The organism is Vibrio sp. CB1-14 (genome assembly GCF_040412085.2).
Classification (GTDB): Bacteria; Pseudomonadota; Gammaproteobacteria; order Enterobacterales; family Vibrionaceae; genus Vibrio; species Vibrio chaetopteri.
In genome coordinates this window covers 1,437,908-1,458,783 of record NZ_CP115920.1, presented here as the reverse complement: position 1 = coordinate 1,458,783, position 20,876 = coordinate 1,437,908, and the positions used below count along the sequence as shown (strand labels likewise).

The following is a 20,876-nucleotide window of genomic DNA, read 5'->3' as shown; positions in this document are numbered from 1 at the left end:
TGTCGTGCTTGAGACGTCATTCCCTTCTTGAGCAAACCTAGATTTCGAACGTATAATTGACTGTCTAAACAAAAAAACGAAGGAAATATTCCATGCCTAAGGCAAGTGAGCTTAAAAAAGGTTTTGCGATTGAGTCAAATGGCAAAACGTTGCTAATCAAAGATATCGAAGTCACCACTCCTGGTGGCCGTGGCGGCGCAAAGATCTACAAGCTACGTTGTACGGATTTGGCAACAGGCTCTAGAGTTGATGAGCGTTTCAAATCAGATGACACGCTTGAAACGGTAGAAATGAACAAGCGCAACGTGACTTTCTCTTACGTTGATGGTGATGAGTACATCTTCATGGATAACGAAGACTACAGCCAGTTCACGTTCAAGCACGATGACATCGAAGATGACCTGCTGTTCATCAACGAAGACACACAAGGTGTTCAAGTTATCCTAGTGAACGGCAGTGCGGTTGGCCTTGAGCTACCATCGTCTGTTGAGCTAGTGATCGAAGAAACTGACCCTTCAATCAAAGGCGCTTCAGCGTCTGCTCGAACTAAGCCAGCTCGTCTATCAACAGGCCTGACAGTGCAAGTACCTGAGTACATCGCACAGGGTGACCGCGTAGTGATCAACACTGCAGAACGCAAATACATGAACCGAGCGTAAGTTATGTCAGAACTGATTTCATACGATGACGTGATTGAAGCGGCATACGATATCTTCCTAGAGATGGCACCAGATAATCTGGAAGCAGCCGACGTTATCCTTTTCACTGCGCAATTCGATGACCGCGGTGCAGCGGAGATTGTTGAAACTGGCGCAGATTGGGTGGAGCACGTTGGCTTTGACGTTGATGAGAGCTATGCAGAAGTCCGCATTGGTCTTGTGAACGAAGAAAACGATGTCTTAGATGATGTGTTTGCGCGCTTGCTCGTAAGCCGTGATCCTGACAATAAGTTCTGCCATATTCTTTGGAAGCGTGACTAACGCTACCACACATCGCTTAAAGCCCAGCAATGCTGGGCTTTTTATTGGCTGCTATCACAGTGCAGTGTTACCAAACGTACGTCAATGACACTCCTGCCGAACGCGAGCTTGCATAAGGAATCACCTGAAGGTTTTCATCTAACTTGTCGGTGAATACCCAGCCCGTCAAAACGCCAAGGGCAGCACCCGCCGCTACGTCTCGCCAATAGTGTTTGTCTGCTTGCACGCGTCCTACCCCTACCATGGCTGCCATACCATAGGCAGGCAGACCGACTTGCCATCCTTGACGGATATAAAGGGTTGTTGCGGATGCGAAGGCGTTCGCGGTGTGATTCGAAGGGAAGCTTTTGTTGTCGCTGCCGTCTGGACGCGGCGCGTCAATGGTATGTTTGCCAATCAGACCAATCGCAGAAGCGGAACCGATACTCAGGCCAGCTTGCCAAACCCCTTCCCAATCTTTTTGATAGGCGGGCATTGCTGCGGCCAGTCCCACAAGGCCATAAGCCCCAATGTCGCTGAACGTGTCCCACGCTTCTTTGTTGGAAGCATGACTAAAGGAAGTAAATACTAAACTAGAGATAAGTAAAAAAAGTCGCGACATAACAAACAGTAAGCAGAAGTAAAGGGATGATAAGTCTACCTTATGTTTGTTTTTCTGCCTACTGTGTGAAGTGCCTGATTACGCTTTATTGGTGCCAGTTTTCAGCGCGTTTTACTCGCCTGTTTTTTTAACTCAAAGTCAAACTCGTCTGGGAATAGCACCACGCCTTCCTCGTTTTGATTCGGAAATACAACCACGGCAAGCTCATCGTCTTCTAAGCCATACGTCCAGCGACTGTGCCACTTGTTCAGTGAAATCGCTTCGGCTTTGCAGTTATCCCATTCGCCCGTCGCCCATTGCTCCGCAAACTCTTGATTCGGCCATACAGGCACGCAATCTTCATCTTCTGTGTTGAGCATCACGCAGCCGTGTTCGTCAGTCAGGATCCAGATTTGACGTTCTTGCACCATGGTTTTTACACTGTACTTCAGTCTCTTCTCTTCATCGTAACGAGAAATCTCATCAATTTGATGTTGTTCTAATGCCATTGCAGCGCACCTTTTTGATTATTTGTAGCTCTAAAGGTTAAGTTTAACTTTAGAATAGCGGAATTAAAAAGCCCCAGCACCTATGACGTTTAGTCACGGTAACTAGGGCTTTGTAAGACTTAGTGAAAAGTTACACTAGCTCGTTTTGCAGCCAAGGCCAGCCTTGCTTCTTACGGCTTAGTGTATTTTCCATCATAAGCATGCCGTCTTTCTCATGCTTAATCAGTTTCTCAGCCCATTCACCTTTGGAGATTAGACGAGTTTGAGCGGTTGTGATGTCAGTTAGCATCACTGCAGCGAAAGCCAGACCTTCTTCTTCGCAGCGGCGAGCTAGGTCAGCTTCTAGTGCTTCGATCATGCCATCAACTTGCTCAAGTGTCGCAAGCTCAACCTGACCAACAACCACATCACGACCATTGAATGGGTACGCTTTAAGATCTTTTTCTACTAGTTCAGCAGCAGATAGACCTTCAATGTTTGTTTTAGCGATCAGTAGATCTTTGATGAACGCGTCTAGATCTTCAACACCAGCGATTTGTGCTAGCTCTAGAACCGCATCTTTGTCTTTTTGAGTACAAGTTGGAGATGCGAAGCCTACTGTGTCAGATAGGATTGCAGACATCATTAGAACCGCTAGTGGGCGAGTGATTTCTGCTTGCTCCATCTTGAATAGGTTAAATAGGATGGTACAAGTACAACCTACAGGCCAGATCCAAGCTTCAAGAGGGTTTACTGTCATCACATCACCTAGACGGTGGTGGTCAACAATACCTAGGATTTCTGCTTCGTTGATATCGTCTGGTGCTTGCGCTAGATCTGTGTAGTCTACTAGCCAAACTTTTTCACCAGCAACGCTTGTGCGTAGTTCTGGTTGGTCAACGCCTGCTGTTGCAAGAATGTGTTGCGTCTCACGGTTAATCTCGCCTTGACGAACTGGCGTCGCTTCAAGACCACGAGCCTTTAGAAGTTCTGCGGCAACAAGTGCACCACAAATGCTATCACTATCTGGGTTTTTATGACCGACAACTAAAATCATTTTGCTTCCTAACTAATTCTGATCATTCAGGCGAGTTCGCCTGTATTACTCTCACAGGGGCGATACTTTACCTGATTTTCTCGATTTGTCATCGGTTGATGTGCGATTAGCGGGATTCTTTCCCCTTCATAGAAGGTAAATAAAATACACAAATGCCATTGAGAATTACTATCATCAGCATACTATTGAGAATAATTCGCATTTACTATCGGTGAAAGTTATGCTTCACATGACAAACTCTACTGTCGTCAATGGCCTCAGCGTTGACCAATTCAAGCCTAAGTATAAACGCTTGATTCTCCCGATCGCTCTGACACTGTTGCTCATCACAAGCGCAACGCGTGACGTTACGATGAATGCCCTCGCGGATGCATTTTGGGCAGTATCGACGTATGTTGCTTTCACCTTAGTCATCTACCACCAAGTCGCCCGCATGATGTCAAGTCAGCACCGAATGGTGGCGCTTTACCATCAATCACCCACCTACCAGGTATTGATATCTTCAATGCTCGGCGTCCTTCCAGGCTGTGGAGGCGCCATCATCGTCACCACCCAGTTTGTTGCTGGCCGCGTGGGGTTTGGCTCTGTTGTTGCCGTACTGACTGCCACTATGGGTGATGCCGCGTTCTTATTGATAGCCAGTCAGCCAAGTGTTGGACTTGGAATGATGGCGCTTGGCGTTGTTGTCGGAGCCATCACAGGTTTAATCGTCAATCGCATTCACGCCGACGACTTCCTAAGACCTAATCCAGACAGCAAAATGAGTAATATAGTCAATAGTCTGGCAGCAAGCGTTGATTGTTGCTCGCAAAACGCAGCGAACCCTTTGCAGCACAGAGCAATCAATCTACAAGGGCTATTTTGGACTTGGCTCATCGTCCCAACCGTTGCGATTGCCTTCGCTATGTCATTTCAAGTTGACGTCAATGCGGTTTTCAGTCTCCCAGAGGGCACGATTGAATGGATCGGTGCGGTGCTCGCCGTCGTGATGATGTTTCTGTGGGCATTTACCAAAGAGATTAAGGATTATCAAAGTGCTGTAGCTGAAGATGACAAACGCCCTGCCTCACACCCAATGCAAAAAGCAGCGCAAGATACGCACTTTGTCAGCGCTTGGGTGATCGTAGCATTTCTCGCTTTCGAATTATCGATTCACTTCGCCAAGATCGATATGGCGAGTTCGCTATCAGGATACGGCGTTTACATGCCGCTGATCGGTATGCTCGTGGGCTTGCTTCCAGGTTGTGGTCCACAAATACTGGTGACCAGCTTATATCTTGGCGGTGTTGTGCCAATGTCTGCACAGATATCGAATGCACTTTCTAATGATGGAGATGCTTTGTTCCCAGCAATTGCGCTGGCGCCTAAAGCAGCACTGGTAGCGACCTTTTACTCTGCGCTACCAGCGCTCATAGTAGGATATGGGTACTATTGGCTGTTTGAAGTCTAACCGCGCCCTTTACGCCACCGGCAAGTGAACGATTGATACGACCGCTCGACTACTGAGTCCTTGGTTTATAGGGACGATCTGTATCTGAGCAGGCTCTTGGTTGAGCTTCTCACCAGTCCAAAAATCGTACCAATCACTTGGAAACTCGGTAGTTAGGGTGTACTCACTGACCACATCATTGTAATGAAATAGGCTATGCAAGCGTCTTTCTTCGGACAACTTAAGCGTGGCATGATTAAGGGTCAACGAGCTAAAGACTGAGGCGCGACTGGTTTGATGCTGACGAGCGATCAGCCGTGCCAACGTTTCCTCGGCAAAAGGCGTTAGCTCAGGCAGAGGATCACCAGAGAGCAGCAAACCACCCGCCGCTAAAAGCACGTTACGATGAAACTCATACGCGCTGCGGTCTGCTCCTTGATTCGGCAGTGACGTGAACGTAGCGCAATCTGGGTCAATGAGCCACAAGCGCTGATGTTGCCAACTGCGATAGAACGTCTCTTTCGCGATTTGCTCAAAACGCTCTACATGTCGCTCAACATCATCGGACACTCGCATCGCATCGACTAGCCCAAGAGAAGGCCACATTGGCGCGTTACAGCCGAGTACAAGCGCATCGCCAGCCCCTTCGTTGATCGCTGCCATCCCAAGACGATAAGCTTCAATACCCGTCGCCCCTCTTTGATGACGCACGCCTTTTAGAGTGCCCCAGTAGTTTGCATCAAGTTTGAAAAGCTCTACGCCCCATTCTTCGCGCATCACTTTAACAACACGAGTTAAATGTGCTTGCACCTCTGGATGTGTCGCATCCAAAATATACCAAGGTGTGCAGCGCCAACCGCCATAGGTGATGTCTTCCGCTTTCAAAAGCTCACCAGATGGGTGTTTCAAAAACCACTCTGGATGCTGCTGGAAAATCTCTGATTCCGCTTGAGCAATAAACGGCGCTAGCCAAATGGCAGGCTTTCTGCCTTGAGCTCGGATCTCCGCAATGAGCGATTTCACTCCCCCCTCGAACTTATCAGAAGGCGTTAGCCAATCTCCCATAAAAGCTTGATAGCCATCATCGAGCAATACCCACTGTAAGTCATTAAGCTGCTCTGTCATGATTTGCGTGTTGTCGATGACATTTTGTTTAGTGACTTCGGCATAGTAGGCATACCACGAACACCATCCGATTGGGCTCGACTGCGTGACACCACTTCGAGCCGGGTGATGGTTGGCAATGTGCTGAGCATACCGCTCATAGACACTTTCTAAACTGCTCCCATGGATCACAACAAGCGATTCTAGTTGATTGGTCTCCCAAAACTGTGGTTCGCTCTCTTCGCCGTCGATGTAAGCCACCACATCAATGCCGTGATGTGTCTGATCAAGCTCAAAGTAGCCGGCAAAGCGATGGCAGGATGTGAAACCGTACAATTGAAAGCCGGTTGACTGCTCCACAACTAGGTAGTTGTAAAAGCGTTTAGGTGCATCCTGCGGATAGAGCCGATAACTGGCGTTATTGTCAGGACAGCGGCCGACATCCACTAAAGCTGTCGGTGAGCCAGCCGTCTGGCAGAGCATCTGAAACCCATCACCAAGCAGTTGAGCGCCTGTTTCTACTTGGTTTTCAAAACGCAGTAACGCCGTTTGAGAAGGCAAGGCGCGCGGAAAAACGCTGCGATAGTGACACGTTAACTCAGAGCCTTCTAACTTGATCTCAATGTCGGGATTGATCGCCAAAGCATCGAGCTCTGGTAAAACAGAAATATACTCAGTCATTGTTACTCAACAATTAAATAGGTTACCTAATGAGTATATTGTCAGGTATAAAAAAACCCATCGTTTCCGATGGGTTTTGTGTACTAGTTAGCACTTACCTGCATTATACCACTTCGATCGGGCCGCCGAACGAGGTCACTGGTGGAAGTTTGCCTACAAACTTCTCAAAGTCCACCAAACAAGTGTTCGCTGACGTTGCCTGCGCAAGCTCCGACGATGGGATATCTTGCGTCAGGGTGTTTGGATCGCCATAGGTATCCAATGCGCCAATTTTCTCGTTAAGTGGACCATACCATGCGCCCTCTTCAATACGAACCACGCCTGAAGCAAAGCTGTCTGTTACAACCGCACCTGCCAGTAGTTGACCGCGGTCGTTAAATACGCGAACCACATCGCCATCTTTGATGCCTTTGGCTTTAGCATCTGTTGGGTTGATGTAAATCGGCTCGCGACCTTGTACAGTGTAAGTCGCACGGAACTCTTCTGATTCACACATCTGTGAGTGCAGACGCTTGTCCGGGTGGCAAGATTGTAGCCAGTACGGGTGTTTTTCAGAGCCAGGACCGCCATGCGAACGTTCTGACTTTTCAAACCACATTGGGTGCTCTTGGCAGTGTTCGTAGTTCATGTTGCCGATAGTACGGCTCGTGATCTCGATAAAGCCAGATGGTGTACCCAATGCATTGATCTCTGGATCTTCACGGAAATCTGCGTGACGAACCCAAGGTTTACCTGTACCGAAGTCTAGGAAGCCTTTTTCCCAGAACTCAGCAAACTCTGGAAGTTCAAACTTACCTTTGTTGGCTTCTTTACAGTTGTCGTAAAGTGATTTCACCCACTCCATTTCTGTCATGCCACGCGTGTAGTCTTCAGAGCGCCCCCAACGACGAGTAAGTTCCGTCATGATTTGGAAGTCAGTCTTAGACTGGAATAGCGGGTCGACAAGCTTATGCATCGCAATCAGACCACGGCCTGAGTACGCACCGTAACCGTCAATATCGTTACGTTCCCACTGAGTACATGCTGGTAGCACGATGTCAGAGTGGCGGCACGTTGCAGTCCAAGCAAAATCAATCGCCACAACAGTATGAAGGCTGCGGAACGCTTTCTTCATGCGGTTGCGATCTTGGTGGTGATGCCAAGGGTTATTACCACTAAATACCATCATCTTGATGTCAGGCAGGGTCACAACCGAACCATTTGAGTTGATCTTCTTACCTGGCTCTAAAAGGCTGTCCACCCAACGAGCAACTGGGATTACGCGGCTGTAGCCTTTGTAATCTTGGTTGGTGTACTTAGGTGTTTGGCCTTGATCGATGTTCAACGGGAACGAGCCTGGAGCCGCAAACCCTGTTGAAGGAACACCAATACCTGAATAGTGGTGGCCATAAGACACACCGCCACCTGGCAGACCGATTTGACCAATCATTGAAGCCAGTACTGCACCCATCCAGTATGGTTGCTCACCGTGTTCTTGACGCTGAACACACCAGCCGAACAGGATTTGCGTACGACCGTTAACCAGCATACGAGCAAACTCGCGGATCTTGTCAGCGGGTACACCACAAATCTCAGCAGCCCATTCAGGCGTCTTCTCCACGCGATCTTTGGTTTCACCTTGAACATACTTAATGAAATCATCAAAACCTAGGCAATACGTTTCGATGAATTTCTTATCGTATAGATCTTCGTTGTACAGCACGTGAGCCAGACCTAGCATAAAGGCTACGTCAGTTTGTGGGTTTACATACATGTGGTCGTTTTCTAGGTAACGCTGCGTTTTATTTTTAACAGGGTCAACCGAGATAACGTTGATTTCTTTTTTAGCGACTTTCTCTTTAAGCTGCTCTAGGTATGCAAACGACTCATGCGTTTCACATGTCCAACCAACTTGAAGGTTTTTCACTGGGTCGTTTGCCCAAAGAATGATGTTGTCACTGTTCTTTAGGATAAGCTCCCAAGATGTACCTTGAGCGTAAACTTCCGTCGAGCCTAACACGTATGGCAGGATGGTTTGACCCGCACCTGTTGAGTAGTCACCTACTTTCTTAACTGAGTAACCGTGTAGACCCATTGCACGCATCATATGGTTAGTACAGCTGTGCATTTGGCCGGTTTGACGCCAACCTGTTTGACCTGTGTGCAGAGCATAAGGACCGTAGTCTTTTTGCACGCGCTCAAGTTCACGGTAGAACAAATCTAGCGCTTCATCCCAAGTCACACGCACAAAACGGTTGTTACCGCGCGTCTCAGGTGCGTACTTGTGCTTCTTCAGCCAATCAAGGCGAACCATTGGGTAACGAACACGAGATGGGCTGTAAATAATGCCTTTAATACCGTTCAACATGTCTGTTGGGTATTTATCCACTTCTAGCGGTTTGATCTCTTGAACTTTGCCGCCCCACACTCGGGCGCGAAACGCGCCCCAGTGTGAACCAGATACTTTCCAAGTGCCGTCTGTTTCTGCAGCGCTTGCAGTCGCTGACGCCAGTAGGCTCGGACCTATCAGTGTTGCTGCACTCGAACCCGCCACGCCTTTAAGGAAGCTTCTTCTTGTAATTGCCATTTTTTAACTCCAATTGACGTTTATTAGTGGTGGCCTTCAGAGTAATCTGAAGAGTGCTTCTGTAGATACTTCAGAACAAGTGCTTCTGTATCAGTGTCGAAGTTCACAAACGCGATCATACCGTCTAGCATGCCTACCCAGCCGTTTGCACTGAAGTGCGCAACGTCAGGTTGTGTATGACAAGTAGAACAGTTGGTTTGATACGCTTCACCAGCTGCGTTCCAAATTGGAGTGAAGTCAGTCACCATAGACTCTTGTTTCATCCATAAGTCAACGGCAACTTCTTCCCAAGGAAGACCCGTTAGCTCGTCTTCTTTCTTCTCGCCCACATTCACGTCAGCGCCTTGTGACACTTCACGAGAAAGAATGGCTGTTGAGATGTTCTTACCAAAGTCTTCTTGAATCACGCGGCCAAAGCCTTTCGCTTTACGCCAGCCATCGATTTCAACTTTGATCATGTCACCTTTAACATCCAAGATTTCAACTTTACTTGCAGGGCTAAGTAGACCCGCTTCCGTTGAACCTGTTTCATCGGTGTAAAGTGGTAGGTGACGAATAGACACTACGCTCTGACCTTTCGAGTAAGACGTGCTGCTTGCTACTTGCTCTAGGTCACCAACAATACCACTTGCCGCTGCCATATCTTTAGGCAGGTTGTGTGCAATACCTTTATGGCAGTCTACACAGCTTTGATCACGCTCAGCCGCTGACTTCATTTGAATGCGAGCAGTCGGAGACATTTGCTCAAAGTCCATAGACTCATAGTTGTGACAGTTTTTACACTCTAGAGATTTGTTGGCAGAGAAACGGTCCCATTCATGGCGCGCTAGCTCTAGACGACGCGCTTCGAATTTTTCTGGGGTATCTAAATCGCCAAAAACCTGTGCAAATACTTCTTTTGAAGCCTGCATTTTACGTGCAATTTTATCTGTCCAGTTATGTGGAACGTGGCAATCAGGACAAGTGGCACGAACACCTGAGTGGTTTTTCCAGTGAACGGTTTCTTGAAGCTCGACGTATACATTATCACGCATGGTGTGACAGCTGATACAGAACTCTTCTGTGTTAGTTGCTTCAAGCGCGGTGTTAAAACCACCCCAGAAAACCACACCAGCAACGAAACCACCCGCGGTTAGCACACCAAGGCTGATGTGAACTGCAGGGCGGCTGATGGTGCGCCAAAGTTTAATTAAAAAGGATTTCATGACTAACTCTCTTGAAACTTGTTGAACGGGTTTGGCTACAAATTAGCCATGCACGCCTGGAGGGCCGAAAACGAACATTTGGAGCATCCAAACGATAAATCCGTAGCCACCAACGATAGCCACACTCAACAGAGGGAAAAATACGGCACAGATAAAGAAAAACGACTTCCACTCCATCCCGTGCTTTTCCGCACTTTCTACTTTGTTAACATCACTCATACATTTGCCTATCTTGTATGTTGTCCAGTCCACGAGTATTCCACGAAGGACACTCAATTATTTAAAACATCTATGGGAAAATGCTAAACCATACTAGGAGTAAGGTTCAATCAATTCCGTCCTCTCATCCCTTGTTAATCAACAGTTTTTTGAGTTCATCCCGAGTTGTATTTAATTAAAGATTGATGTGTAAAGTTATGAACAGATATGACAGATTAATACTGTTACCCACATGTAAATATAGCTACATAACCACAACATTTACACATTCTTACCAATAACTCCACCAACTTTTTTAGCCTGTCCCCCTCCCCAACAGCACGTCGTTTGTTGTTTTTTTGTTACTCCAGGCGTATTTAAACCACGTGAATGATGAGGCCAATTTGGGTACACTTTTGACACTAACTTCCCCAGATACAGAGCATGACATGCAGCAAGTTATTGATATCAGTTGGTGGCAGATCGCGCTATTCGCTACCACCTTGCTCATCCCCTACGCCATCAACAACTACTACAAGCTAGAAATAGGAAAAGATGCCACTGTTGGGCTTATTCGAATGGCAATCCAGTTAGCTCTGGTGGGGCTCTATCTTGAATATTTGTTTTACTTAGATAGCTTTGCCGTCAACTTGGTGTGGTTGCTGGTGATGATTATCGTCGGTGCTAACGCGATAGCCGCAAAGTCAAAACTACCAAAACGGCCGGTTGTCAGCTTTTTGGTATTTGCACTGTGTATTGGGCTGTTCCCAATTCTGGCATTGCTTTGCCTTGTCACTGTACAACCAGACCCATTCTATAGCGCGCAATACGCGATACCTTTATCCGGCATGCTGCTTGGTAATAGCTTAGGAGGGAACATTGTTGCGCTTCAGAACTTCTACAGCGCGTTAGAAAACCGTTGGAGCGAGTATCAAGCCTCCATCGCACTTGGGGCGCCGATTTCTATCGCCACATTGCCTTTTGTCCGAGTTTCGCTTCAGAAATCCCTAGCGCCTATTCTGGCTACAATGGCCACAACTGGACTGGTCTCACTGCCAGGGATGATGACTGGTCAAATTTTAGGCGGTGCGAGTCCGGTCGTAGCTGTGAAGTATCAGCTGGTCATTATGATGGCTATTTGGGTCATGATGAGTATTTCTATCGTCGTCTGCTTAAACCTTGTGGTCTATCGAGGATTCGATGCCTCTGGGAAGCCAAAAATTCGTCCTCAAACAAGTGGCTAATTCAGCACTTTTCGCGGTTACTCACTAAGTTTGAACCAGGTTATCCACAGGATATGTGGATAACCAAGTCTCTGAAGTTACGCTATTTATCAATATACATGCCTGTAAACGGCCAAAAGATCCCCAGCGTCATGTTCTTGTCATCAATTATGGTTAGTTTATCAGCAAAACAAGGGGCAAATAGCAAAGTTGCCTCGTCGCACAGGATTCTGAAAGCTAAGCAACTCAAGGATGAAGAAGATGTTGGATGAATTATGTACAAGGCCGAGTCAAGACGATGTCGCTCGCAATTGGCTTATCGACACACCCGACGCACTCAATGATGCCGATGATCATGGCTATGGCCTCTCTTCACCTTTCAACCTCTCAAAAGGTTGGCTTGCACAGGATGGCTCACTAATAACTGACAGGCATTAAAAAAGGGCGTAGACGCCCTTTTTGCTCTGTATCCAACTGCTTTTTGCATACAACTACTTTCTACATAGAACTAGGCATCTGTTGGATCGTAGTGGATCTAATCGCAGTGGATTTAGTCGCGTAAGTAGATCAACCAATACAACATGCCAACAAACACGCCACCGCCGATGATGTTACCTAACGTCACTGGGATTAGGTTATTCACAACAAACGTCATTAGGTTTAGATCCGCAAACTCTGCCGGTGTCGCACCTATAGCTTGCCAAAACTCAGGTGATGCGAGATTTTTGATGCCAATCGCCATCGGTACTTGAAACATGTTCGCTATGCAGTGTTCAAAACCTGCTGAGACAAACATCGCCACCGGCAATACCATCACGATGATCTTATCAGTCAAAGTACGACCACTAAACGTCATCCATACCGCAACACAGACCAATACGTTACACATGATGCCAAGTGCTACCGCTTGCCAAAAATCGTGATGAAGCTTGTGCTGGGCAATATGCATGGTGTTAAGGCCTACCTGACCGCCATCAAACATGTATTGCTTTGCCGTCAACATAATACCTACAAGGAACAATGCACCTAGCATGTTACCAACGTAAACCACCATCCAGTTTTTAAACAGGGCACGCCAGGTAATTTTGCCACTCGCTCTTGCCACAAGGGTCAACACGGAGCTGGTAAACAGTTCACCACCGGTAATAATGACCAGAACCAAACCCAAACTGAACGCCAGGCCACCAAGAAAACGAGTCAGTCCCCAGGGTAGGTCTCCGGCTCCTGTCGTGATGGTGGTGTAAAAAATAAACGCAATACCAATGTGCAGACCTGCCGTGATTGCTAACAGGAAAGACTTCATCGGATCTTTTGTCGCTTTACCTACGCCAGCTTCTGCTGCACGCTCTGCCATTTGTGGTGGCAACAGCGCATCAAATTGATTGATTTCCATTTTTCTCTTACATATTTTGTGACAATTAAAACGGGCGCGGATAATCACTCCAATCCATCAATAAAGCAAGATTTATTTGGCGGTAAAATGTTATTTACCAAATATGGTGGTTACGACAAATAAGCGCGTAGGAAAAAGCGGCGCTCAATCATTGAGTCAATGAAGCGAGCGCTTGGAGATAAGATTGGGAGTCAGTTCAAATCGCGGCGTTTTGGAAAGCTTACTCAGCTTGTTCCTGAAGGGCGCTGACCAGCTTTTTCAACGTCTCTATTTCAGCTCTATTTTGCGCGGCAACATCTTGGGCTACCTGCGCCTCATCAGGAGAGACAACACTGTCACTGCGCTTCTGAAGCAATGTAATTTGCTGTTTCAGCAATGCATTTTCCTTCTTGAGCGCTCGGGTGTTGTCAGCCGCCTTCAAGCGCTCCACATCATGAGCAATGCGACTCGACTGCGCTGATAACGACTGATCACGATAGTCATTGCCTTTCGCGGCAGAGGAAATGTGGTGCATTCGAGATTCTGCCTCAAGCACAAACGGCTCAAACTGAGACTTCTCTACATTGATAAGTTTCGTCACTTCTTGCACAACAGACTCTAAACGTCGAAATTGAAAGTCGATTCGTTCCACTTGTTCATCAATCTCGACAAACGCGCGTGGTGATTGTGTGACAAACTCAGACAGTTCCTGAATGCCCTGCTCCACATAACCAAAACTCACCGGCGCCAAAACGTTGTAACGAGCACTCGCTAATGTCGCAAGCTTTTGCTCTAGTGGTTTCACGTACTTCGCATCAATCACGCGTATCTCAAGGGCTTTGGCATGATTAAGAAAACGCTCTTGATAGCTCGTCGCGAGATCCACTTCCGATACCACCAAGTGCTCAAACAGGCGCTGATAGTCACGGCTTAACGTATTCATCGCATGCTTAAAGTAACGACCTGTCTCTATTTTTTGGAGGTAAGCCATTTCTGTCATAGCCGGCGCTAAAAGTTCATCTGCTTGCTTCTTCAAGCCTTGAATCGCTCGGTAGTTATACTCAACGGTATTAATGCGATCTCGAAACCCGACGGCGTATGTTTCACTGGAAAATACCGAGTGCTTGTTGTCAATTTGATTGGGATCTTTGCGGATCTCAATAAAAAGGTCATGAGCGCTCTTCCAAGACGACATCATTTCTCGGTAATTCTCTGGGGCATAGATGCGCAGCGACTCTGCACCTTCCAACGCTTTCGACCAGTACGTATAAGTTGCCGTCAGCTGTTCAAATTCTTTATTCCGCGTCAACTCCAGCTCTTTGGGGCTTAAATTCGCCCTAGCATCGTTAACTGGCGGCGTACTCGCACAAGAGGCCACGCCCAAAACACACAGCAATACCACAATTAATTTGCGCGTAGACATCTACTCTCCTAATCTGGGACAACGCATCCCGTAAGCCTGCTCCCAAGCGTGCAGCAAGCAAAAACAACTCACTATATTCAAATTCAACACTAAATACATCTCGGCGCATTCTAATCGGTTATAATTCATCCACTTAGTGCGAAATTTTTACCAATTCTTACTAGAAGGCGGTGCAAGCTAACACTTTCCTCACTCGGCGATTGTCAATGTGCTGTTTCCCCACTATGTTGATGGAAGAAACGCAACCAAGAGGCAAATCTATGAAATTCACGCCTGAGCATCTCGCAGAGATGAACCTACTGCTTAAATTTGATATCAGCAGTTCGGCAACCGGTATAAAAGTGCACCATGATGCTAATGAAGATATGCAAAAAGCAGTCCAACGACTGTATGAAAAAGGGCTTTGTACTCTACCGGACGGTGGATACCTGACAGATGAAGGGATTGAGACCGCTGAGCACGCGGATAAAATCCTACGCGTATTGAGCTCATAAATGTTGGCTCACTGAAACTTCAAGTGGCAACGGTAATCCGTTGCCACTTCCTATTTATACTAACTACCTTAGAAACAACTCCACTCACTCAGAGTTTTTATTCTCGTTCTAACGTATTTGATAATCGGTACCAGCGTTCCACCAAGATACTAGCCGCTGATAAGGCGCCCACTTGTCATACGCCCAATTAAATGCAGCGGTAAAGAAGAAAAAGAACACTAAGAAACCAGCTTCAATCATAAGTGCTGTCCAAAGCGTCACACCCAATGCCCATGCGATAGCGGGAATCGTGAAGAAAATCAGCCCACCTTCAAAGCCCAGTGCATGCCCAACTCTTACTGCCAACGTTCTTTGCGTTCGACACCCTGGAACTAACTTGTCAAAAAGTACGTTATAGAAATAATTCCAAATAACGGTAAACACGCTCATTCCAATACCCACGGCCATCATTGACGTTGACTTAACACCCGCCAGCATCGAAGCAGCAGAAATAATGATGGTTAAAGCCGTAACTTCAAATAGCATCGCGTGAAAAATTCTTTCTTTTACATTCATATAATTACACCCTAACTTTGCTATCAGCACTAGCAATAGATGTATTATCAATTATGCTTAGTGTCATAGACAGTTAGGTAACATCAGGATAACTGATATGTTGAGTGTGGAACAAATCGAAGCCTTCATCACTACAGTGGAAACTGGGTCGTTCTCGAGTGCAGCGCGAAAATTAGGCAAGGTACAATCTGCCGTGAGTCAAAATATTATGAACCTGGAAATTGACTGTGGGGTTGAGTTGTTTGATAGAAGAGGTCGCTACCCGGTTCTTACTGAAGAGGGAGAAAAGCTGCTACCCTACGCGAGAGCCGCCATGGTCCAGCATGGTCGACTTGCCGAACGCGTCGATAGTTTGACGCAAAAGGAGATCCAACCTATCGTTCTGACCATTGACGAGGGCATTTCTTTTGGCTGGGTTACGCCTATCATTCGAGCGCTATCAGATGAGTTTCCAAGACTCGAGTTAGAGCTATTGTTTGCTTCAAGCTGTGATGCGGTCGAAATGGTACAAACCGGAAGAGCCACTTCCGCTATCATTCATGAAGATCTTTCCGTGCCCTTTTCGCTCGATTTCGAGAGTATCGGGTCACTTCAGTTCGACGTTTATGTCTCAGCGTCTCATCCGCTAGCGCAAACCGTCGCCCCTCATCTTGAGATTTTGAGCTTGCATCGCCAATTGTCGATCAGCTCTCGCAATAACAAAACAAGTAGCTTACATCATGCGTTGAGTCCAGATATTTGGTATTCGGACAGCTACCAAATGCTACTTGAGTGGTGTATTGCTGGGTTTGGCTGGACATACATACCCACTTACCTTGCAAAGTCGGCGCTTGAGCAAGGAGTCATCGTCCCTGTTCCGGTAGAGTTTGAGAAAATCTCTGCCATGATTAACGTCAGTATTATTCAGCATTCAAGCAAAAGTAATGATCTTGGCCATCGCCGTTTAAGGGAATTGCTGAAACAGAACTTCAAAGAGGGTTAACATGAACCAGAATAATGTCGTCATCGTTGGTGCTGGTTGGCTTGGTTTGCCCCTAGCAAAAGCGCTCAATAACAAAAACTATCGGGTCACCGCAACACGTACCACAGAGCAAGGAGTCAGCGAGCTCGCTCACCATGGTATTGACGGCTTTGTGCTCGATTTGGCCAAGCTTACCAATGACGATAAAAAGCTCGCCACCTTAGACCACTTAAGAGGGTTGAATGCCGATACGCTGATTGGCTGCTTCCCGCCGGGCTTTCGAACAGGTGGCGGCGCACTTTACGCTTCACAATGGGATACGTTATGCCAACTTGCTAAAGATGCCGACATCAGCAAGATTATTATGGTGAGCTCAACATCTGTTTACCCTGACCGAGCAGAGTTAATGACTGAAGACATGGCTCGCCTACCGATTGCCAAAGGCCGCGACGATTTTAGCGCTAAAGCTATAATCATGTTAACGGCCGAAGAGTACGTTCGTAACTCGACACTCGACTACGCCATCGTGCGCTGCAGCGGATTATTTGGCCCAAACCGCCACCCGTCGCGCTTCGCTTCCAAGCTCAAAAGCGTCAGCGATCAAGCGACCGCCAATATGCTCCATCTTGATGATGCCATCGGCTCGATCATTTTCGCGCTTGAAAACATCAGCTCGAGTGTCGTAAATGCCACCACACCTGCATCCTGTGACAAGGTGACGTTTTACCGAGCGGCATTAAGAGCTGCGGGGTTGGACACATCGCTTAATTTAGTGAACTCAACGCCGGATAAAACCATCTCCAGCGAGAAGCTACAAAACCTTGGTTATCATTTCAAATATCAAAGTACACTAGACGCATTGTAATCACTAGAAGCATTGTAATTACTCAGTCCAAAAAAAGAGAGCCACATAAAGTGGCTCTCTTTCATACAATAAAGCAATAACTTACATTACTTCCCAAGCGCTTCTTTGTAGTGCTGACGGCAAACAGACACATACTTATCGTTGCCACCAATAGAAACCTGGTCACCTTCTGCAATCGCGTTACCGTGCTCATCCGTTCGGATCACCATGTTCGCTTTACGGCCACAGTGACAAATCGTTTTTAGCTCAACGAGCTTGTCCGCCCATGCCAGAAGGTGTTTACTGCCTTCAAAAAGCTCACCCAAGAAGTCGGTGCGCAAACCATAGCAAAGCACAGGAATATTCAGTTTATCCACTACTTCGGTAAGTTGGTACACCTGCTGCTTGGATAAGAACTGGCACTCATCGATCAAAATACAGTGTCTTGGGGTTTCAGCATTGATCGCCGCAATCTCATCAAAAAGATTCGTCTCAGCGCGAAACAGCTGAGCTTCCGACTGCAGACCAATACGAGAGCTGACTTTACCGGCACCATAGCGATCATCCAACGCTGCGGTATAGATAAGTGGCGTCATACCACGTTCTTGATAGTTAAAAGAAGATTGAAGAAGAGTCGTCGATTTACCCGCATTCATTGCTGAGTAATAGAAGTACATCTGAGCCAAAACGTATCACCAAAATTAGAAACTAAAAAGAAGCCCTAGCAAGCTAGGGCTATCAAAACGGTTATTTACGACGCCACGTCGTGCCTTCTGAGCCATCTTCTAGGATGATACCCAGTTCGTTCAGCTTATCGCGAGCCAGATCGGCATTCGCCCAATCTTTCGATGCACGAGAGTCGTTACGAAGTTTGATCAGCGCTTCAATTTCCGCCACTTCGTCATCATCGCCCGCATCGCCTTTAAGGAAAGCTTCTGGATCTTGATGCAAAATACCAATGATATCAGCCAGTTCGCGCATTAGCGCACCAAGCTGGCTCGCTTCTGCCATATCAACTGTTTTCAGACGGTTAATCTCACGCGCCATATCAAACAGCACTGAGTACGCTTCTGGAGTATTGAAGTCATCGTTCATCGCTGTCGTAAAGCGAGTCACATAGTCTTCACCGCCTGTAGGCTCTGCATTAACATCCAAACCACGTAGTGACGTGTATAGACGCTCAAGTGCTGAACGTGCTTGGTTTAGGTTATCTTCACTGTAGTTAAGTTGGCTTCGGTAGTGACCAGACATTAGGAAGTAACGAACCGTTTCTGCATCGTAGTGACCAAGAACGTCTCGGATCGTAAAGAAGTTACCTAGTGACTTAGACATTTTTTCTTTATCTACCATCACCATGCCACTGTGCATCCAAGTGTTCACGTACTGGGTATCGTGAGCACAGCAAGACTGAGCAATTTCATTCTCGTGGTGTGGGAACTGAAGATCCGAACCGCCACCGTGGATATCAAAGTGGTCACCGAGAATCGATGAGTTCATTGCCGAACACTCGATGTGCCAACCAGGACGACCTGCGCCCCATGGTGATTCCCATGTAGGTTCACCTGGTTTAGACATTTTCCAAAGTACAAAATCAAGCGGACTGCGTTTTGCGCTTTCTACATCTACGCGCGCTCCTGCTTGGAGTTGATCAAGATCTTGCTTAGACAGCTTGCCGTATTCGTCAAACTTACCGACTTCGAACATCACGTCGCCATTATCAGCGACGTAGGCAAAACCGCGCTCAATTAGCTTTTCAACCAGCGCAATGATCTCTGCGATGAATTCAGTCGCGCGAGGCTCAATGTCTGGGCGCTTCATGTTCAATGCATCGAAGTCTGCGTGCATTTCGCCAATTAAGCGCTCTGTTAGCGACTCACAAGACTCACCATTTTCGTTAGCACGCTTGATGATTTTGTCATCGATATCCGTGATGTTACGTACAAATGTTAGGTCATAACCGACGTAACGAAGATAACGGGATACCACATCGAATGAAACAAAAGTACGACCGTGACCAATGTGACAGAGATCGTAAATAGTGACCCCACAGACATACATGCCGACTTTGCCTGCATGAATAGGTTTAAATTCCTCTTTTTGTCGTGTCAGTGTGTTGTATATTTTTAACATGATCTCTATCTGAACTATTACGTTTGAAATGTATCGGCGATTATAACCATAAAGCTACGTAGAATGGAGTCAATTAGCGAAGAAATCTCGGCTTTTTGCGGCAGTTTTTGCAGCTAACACTATCCATTGTATAAAAAGCGTTCCTTTTATTGCAGATATCCCGCTTTCTGCTATTGCTTGTGCAGGGAGTTAAGCTAGAATCATGGCTTCAAAATAGAAAAATGGAATAGGTATTCATCATGATCACCCTTCACACTAATTTCGGCGACATCAAAATTCAATTGAACGAAGAGAAAGCACCAGAAACAAGTGCAAACTTCCTACAATACTGCCGCGATGGTTTCTACGACAACACGCTTTTCCACCGTGTTATCGACGGTTTCATGATCCAAGGTGGTGGCATGACGTCTGGTCTTAAAGAGAAGACGACTCGTGCTCCAATTAAAAACGAAGCAAACAACGGCCTTAGCAACAAAGTAGGTACTTTGGCTATGGCACGTACTATGGAACCGCATTCTGCGAGCTCTCAGTTCTTCATCAACGTAAACGACAACACGTTCCTAGACTTCCGCTCTGAGAGCCTAGACGGTTGGGGTTACTGTGTATTCGCAGAAGTTGTTGAAGGCATGGACATCGTTAACAAGATCAAAGGTGTGAGCACTGGCTCTATGGGTATGCACCAAGACGTACCTCTAGAAGAAGTGATCATCACTGGTTCTACGATTCAAGAGTAATCGTTAAAAGGGAGGGCTTGCCCTCCCTTGCTGTATATTATGACAACATTATTCATTTCTGACTTACACCTTTCCCCTCAGTTACCCCAAACCACGGATTGCTTTGTTAAGTTTATGCGCGAAGAAGCCATTCACGCAGATGCATTGTATGTACTCGGTGATCTGTTCGAATTTTGGATTGGCGACGATGACCCTTCTCCTTTTGCCGCTATGATTAAGCAAGAGTTTCTTACTCTGACTCAGCACGGCGTCGATACCTACTTTATTCAAGGTAATCGCGACTTTTTGTTGGGAAAGCGTTTTTGCAAAGCAACCGGTATTACCCTTCTCGATGAACACAGTGTCATCGACCTATACGGTAAGAAAGCGGTGATATTACATGGGGATACGCTATGTACTGATGATGTGCGATATCAGAAGTTTCGCGCCAAAGTACATATGCCTTGGCTGCAATGGCTATTTAATCGCCTTCCGTTCTTTACAAGACGCCGTATTGCAAATAAAATCCAGGGCGATATCAAAGAGGTCAAGTCCAGTAAGTCACTCGACATTATGGACGTTAACCAAAACGAAGTAGAAGCGCTGCTTCGTGAGACTGGCACTGATCTTATGATCCATGGGCACACGCACAGGCCAGGAACACATGAGTTCACCGTCCAAGGCCACCCCGCAACACGAATCGTGCTCGGCGATTGGTATCAACAAGGCTCGGTATTAGTGTGTGAGCCAGAATCGCAGTGTCTTGAGCGCCGTTTTTTTAACAAACCATGAACTACCCCTCGAAATTCCAATAGTTTCATAGTCAAAGAAAGTAATAAAACGTTACTATGAGTCAACGTTTTTGAGATAACC

The 20,876-nt window shown here is 46.7% G+C and carries 22 protein-coding genes; 10 read left to right on the top strand and 12 right to left on the bottom strand.

Annotation, left to right across the window (positions count from 1 at the left end; all coding sequences use genetic code 11):
* The first annotated feature begins 92 nt into the window (after positions 1–92).
* Positions 93–659, top strand: a complete 567-nt coding sequence (gene yeiP / locus PG915_RS06600; protein ID WP_042499378.1) for an elongation factor P-like protein YeiP — start codon at positions 93–95, stop codon at positions 657–659.
* A gap of 3 nt (positions 660–662) precedes the next feature.
* Positions 663–980, top strand: a complete 318-nt coding sequence (locus PG915_RS06595) for an HI1450 family dsDNA-mimic protein (RefSeq protein WP_338164042.1) — start codon at positions 663–665, stop codon at positions 978–980.
* A 67-nt stretch (positions 981–1,047) separates the two neighbouring features.
* Here the strand turns inward: PG915_RS06595 and PG915_RS06590 are convergent, their stop codons facing one another.
* The 3 genes from PG915_RS06590 to PG915_RS06580 all read right to left on the bottom strand — a co-directional run bounded on the left by PG915_RS06590 (position 1,048) and on the right by PG915_RS06580 (position 3,105).
* A complete protein-coding gene (locus PG915_RS06590) occupies positions 1,048–1,581 on the bottom strand; it encodes a phosphatase PAP2 family protein (protein ID WP_353498397.1) in 534 nt (177 codons plus the stop codon).
* Positions 1,582–1,682: 101 nt separating this feature from the next.
* Positions 1,683–2,069: a DUF2750 domain-containing protein gene (locus PG915_RS06585; RefSeq protein ID WP_042499372.1), complete on the bottom strand. Its 387-nt coding sequence runs from the start codon at positions 2,067–2,069 to the stop codon at positions 1,683–1,685.
* 130 nt (positions 2,070–2,199) lie between these two features.
* On the bottom strand, positions 2,200–3,105 hold the full coding sequence (locus tag PG915_RS06580; RefSeq protein WP_353498396.1) for a manganese-dependent inorganic pyrophosphatase: 906 nt from the start codon (positions 3,103–3,105) through the stop codon (positions 2,200–2,202).
* Between the two features lie 220 nt (positions 3,106–3,325).
* Between PG915_RS06580 and PG915_RS06575 the strand changes: the two genes are divergently transcribed.
* Positions 3,326–4,555 carry a putative manganese transporter gene (locus tag PG915_RS06575; RefSeq protein WP_353498395.1) on the top strand — a complete coding sequence of 410 codons (1,230 nt, stop codon included), beginning with the start codon at positions 3,326–3,328 and terminating at the stop codon, positions 4,553–4,555.
* Positions 4,556–4,564: 9 nt separating this feature from the next.
* On the opposite strand, the gene PG915_RS06570 is transcribed toward PG915_RS06575, so the two are convergent.
* The 4 genes from PG915_RS06570 to torE all read right to left on the bottom strand — a co-directional run bounded on the left by PG915_RS06570 (position 4,565) and on the right by torE (position 10,309).
* Complete coding sequence (locus PG915_RS06570; RefSeq protein WP_353498394.1) at positions 4,565–6,319, bottom strand: glycoside hydrolase family 36 protein; 1,755 nt, start codon at positions 6,317–6,319, stop codon at positions 4,565–4,567.
* 103 nt (positions 6,320–6,422) lie between these two features.
* Positions 6,423–8,885, bottom strand: a complete 2,463-nt coding sequence (torA, locus tag PG915_RS06565; RefSeq protein ID WP_353498393.1) for a trimethylamine-N-oxide reductase TorA — start codon at positions 8,883–8,885, stop codon at positions 6,423–6,425.
* 23 nt (positions 8,886–8,908) lie between these two features.
* Complete coding sequence (torC, locus tag PG915_RS06560; RefSeq protein ID WP_353498392.1) at positions 8,909–10,090, bottom strand: pentaheme c-type cytochrome TorC; 1,182 nt, start codon at positions 10,088–10,090, stop codon at positions 8,909–8,911.
* A 42-nt stretch (positions 10,091–10,132) separates the two neighbouring features.
* Positions 10,133–10,309, bottom strand: a complete 177-nt coding sequence (gene torE / locus PG915_RS06555) for a trimethylamine N-oxide reductase system protein TorE (protein ID WP_042499363.1) — start codon at positions 10,307–10,309, stop codon at positions 10,133–10,135.
* 428 nt (positions 10,310–10,737) lie between these two features.
* On the opposite strand from torE, the gene PG915_RS06550 reads away from it, so the two are divergent.
* Both PG915_RS06550 and PG915_RS06545 read left to right on the top strand, forming a co-directional pair.
* On the top strand, positions 10,738–11,532 hold the full coding sequence (locus PG915_RS06550; protein ID WP_353498674.1) for an ABC transporter permease: 795 nt from the start codon (positions 10,738–10,740) through the stop codon (positions 11,530–11,532).
* A 240-nt stretch (positions 11,533–11,772) separates the two neighbouring features.
* Positions 11,773–11,949: a hypothetical protein gene (locus tag PG915_RS06545; RefSeq protein ID WP_353498391.1), complete on the top strand. Its 177-nt coding sequence runs from the start codon at positions 11,773–11,775 to the stop codon at positions 11,947–11,949.
* Positions 11,950–12,061: 112 nt separating this feature from the next.
* Here PG915_RS06545 and focA read toward each other — a convergent pair whose 3' ends face one another.
* Both focA and PG915_RS06535 read right to left on the bottom strand, forming a co-directional pair.
* Complete coding sequence (gene focA, locus PG915_RS06540) at positions 12,062–12,904, bottom strand: formate transporter FocA (protein ID WP_353498390.1); 843 nt, start codon at positions 12,902–12,904, stop codon at positions 12,062–12,064.
* Between the two features lie 220 nt (positions 12,905–13,124).
* Positions 13,125–14,306 (bottom strand): hypothetical protein, encoded by a 1,182-nt coding sequence (locus PG915_RS06535; RefSeq protein WP_353498389.1) that lies wholly within the window; start codon positions 14,304–14,306, stop codon positions 13,125–13,127.
* A gap of 260 nt (positions 14,307–14,566) precedes the next feature.
* Between PG915_RS06535 and PG915_RS06530 the strand changes: the two genes are divergently transcribed.
* Positions 14,567–14,800: a TIGR02647 family protein gene (locus tag PG915_RS06530; protein ID WP_353498388.1), complete on the top strand. Its 234-nt coding sequence runs from the start codon at positions 14,567–14,569 to the stop codon at positions 14,798–14,800.
* A 108-nt stretch (positions 14,801–14,908) separates the two neighbouring features.
* Here the strand turns inward: PG915_RS06530 and PG915_RS06525 are convergent, their stop codons facing one another.
* Positions 14,909–15,355 carry a PACE efflux transporter gene (locus tag PG915_RS06525; protein ID WP_353498387.1) on the bottom strand — a complete coding sequence of 149 codons (447 nt, stop codon included), beginning with the start codon at positions 15,353–15,355 and terminating at the stop codon, positions 14,909–14,911.
* 97 nt (positions 15,356–15,452) lie between these two features.
* Between PG915_RS06525 and PG915_RS06520 the strand changes: the two genes are divergently transcribed.
* Both PG915_RS06520 and PG915_RS06515 read left to right on the top strand, forming a co-directional pair.
* Entirely contained in the window at positions 15,453–16,337 is an 885-nt protein-coding gene (locus PG915_RS06520; protein WP_353498386.1) for a LysR family transcriptional regulator, read from the top strand.
* Position 16,338: 1 nt separating this feature from the next.
* Positions 16,339–17,181: an NAD-dependent epimerase/dehydratase family protein gene (locus PG915_RS06515; RefSeq protein ID WP_353498385.1), complete on the top strand. Its 843-nt coding sequence runs from the start codon at positions 16,339–16,341 to the stop codon at positions 17,179–17,181.
* Between the two features lie 86 nt (positions 17,182–17,267).
* Here the strand turns inward: PG915_RS06515 and PG915_RS06510 are convergent, their stop codons facing one another.
* Positions 17,268–17,846: a thymidine kinase gene (locus tag PG915_RS06510; RefSeq protein WP_353498384.1), complete on the bottom strand. Its 579-nt coding sequence runs from the start codon at positions 17,844–17,846 to the stop codon at positions 17,268–17,270.
* Between the two features lie 61 nt (positions 17,847–17,907).
* On the bottom strand, positions 17,908–19,290 hold the full coding sequence (cysS, locus tag PG915_RS06505; protein ID WP_353498383.1) for a cysteine--tRNA ligase: 1,383 nt from the start codon (positions 19,288–19,290) through the stop codon (positions 17,908–17,910).
* Positions 19,291–19,529: 239 nt separating this feature from the next.
* On the opposite strand from cysS, the gene PG915_RS06500 reads away from it, so the two are divergent.
* Complete coding sequence (locus PG915_RS06500; RefSeq protein WP_353498382.1) at positions 19,530–20,024, top strand: peptidylprolyl isomerase; 495 nt, start codon at positions 19,530–19,532, stop codon at positions 20,022–20,024.
* A 39-nt stretch (positions 20,025–20,063) separates the two neighbouring features.
* Positions 20,064–20,795: a UDP-2,3-diacylglucosamine diphosphatase gene (gene lpxH, locus PG915_RS06495; protein ID WP_353498381.1), complete on the top strand. Its 732-nt coding sequence runs from the start codon at positions 20,064–20,066 to the stop codon at positions 20,793–20,795.
* Positions 20,796–20,876: the final 81 nt, after the last annotated feature.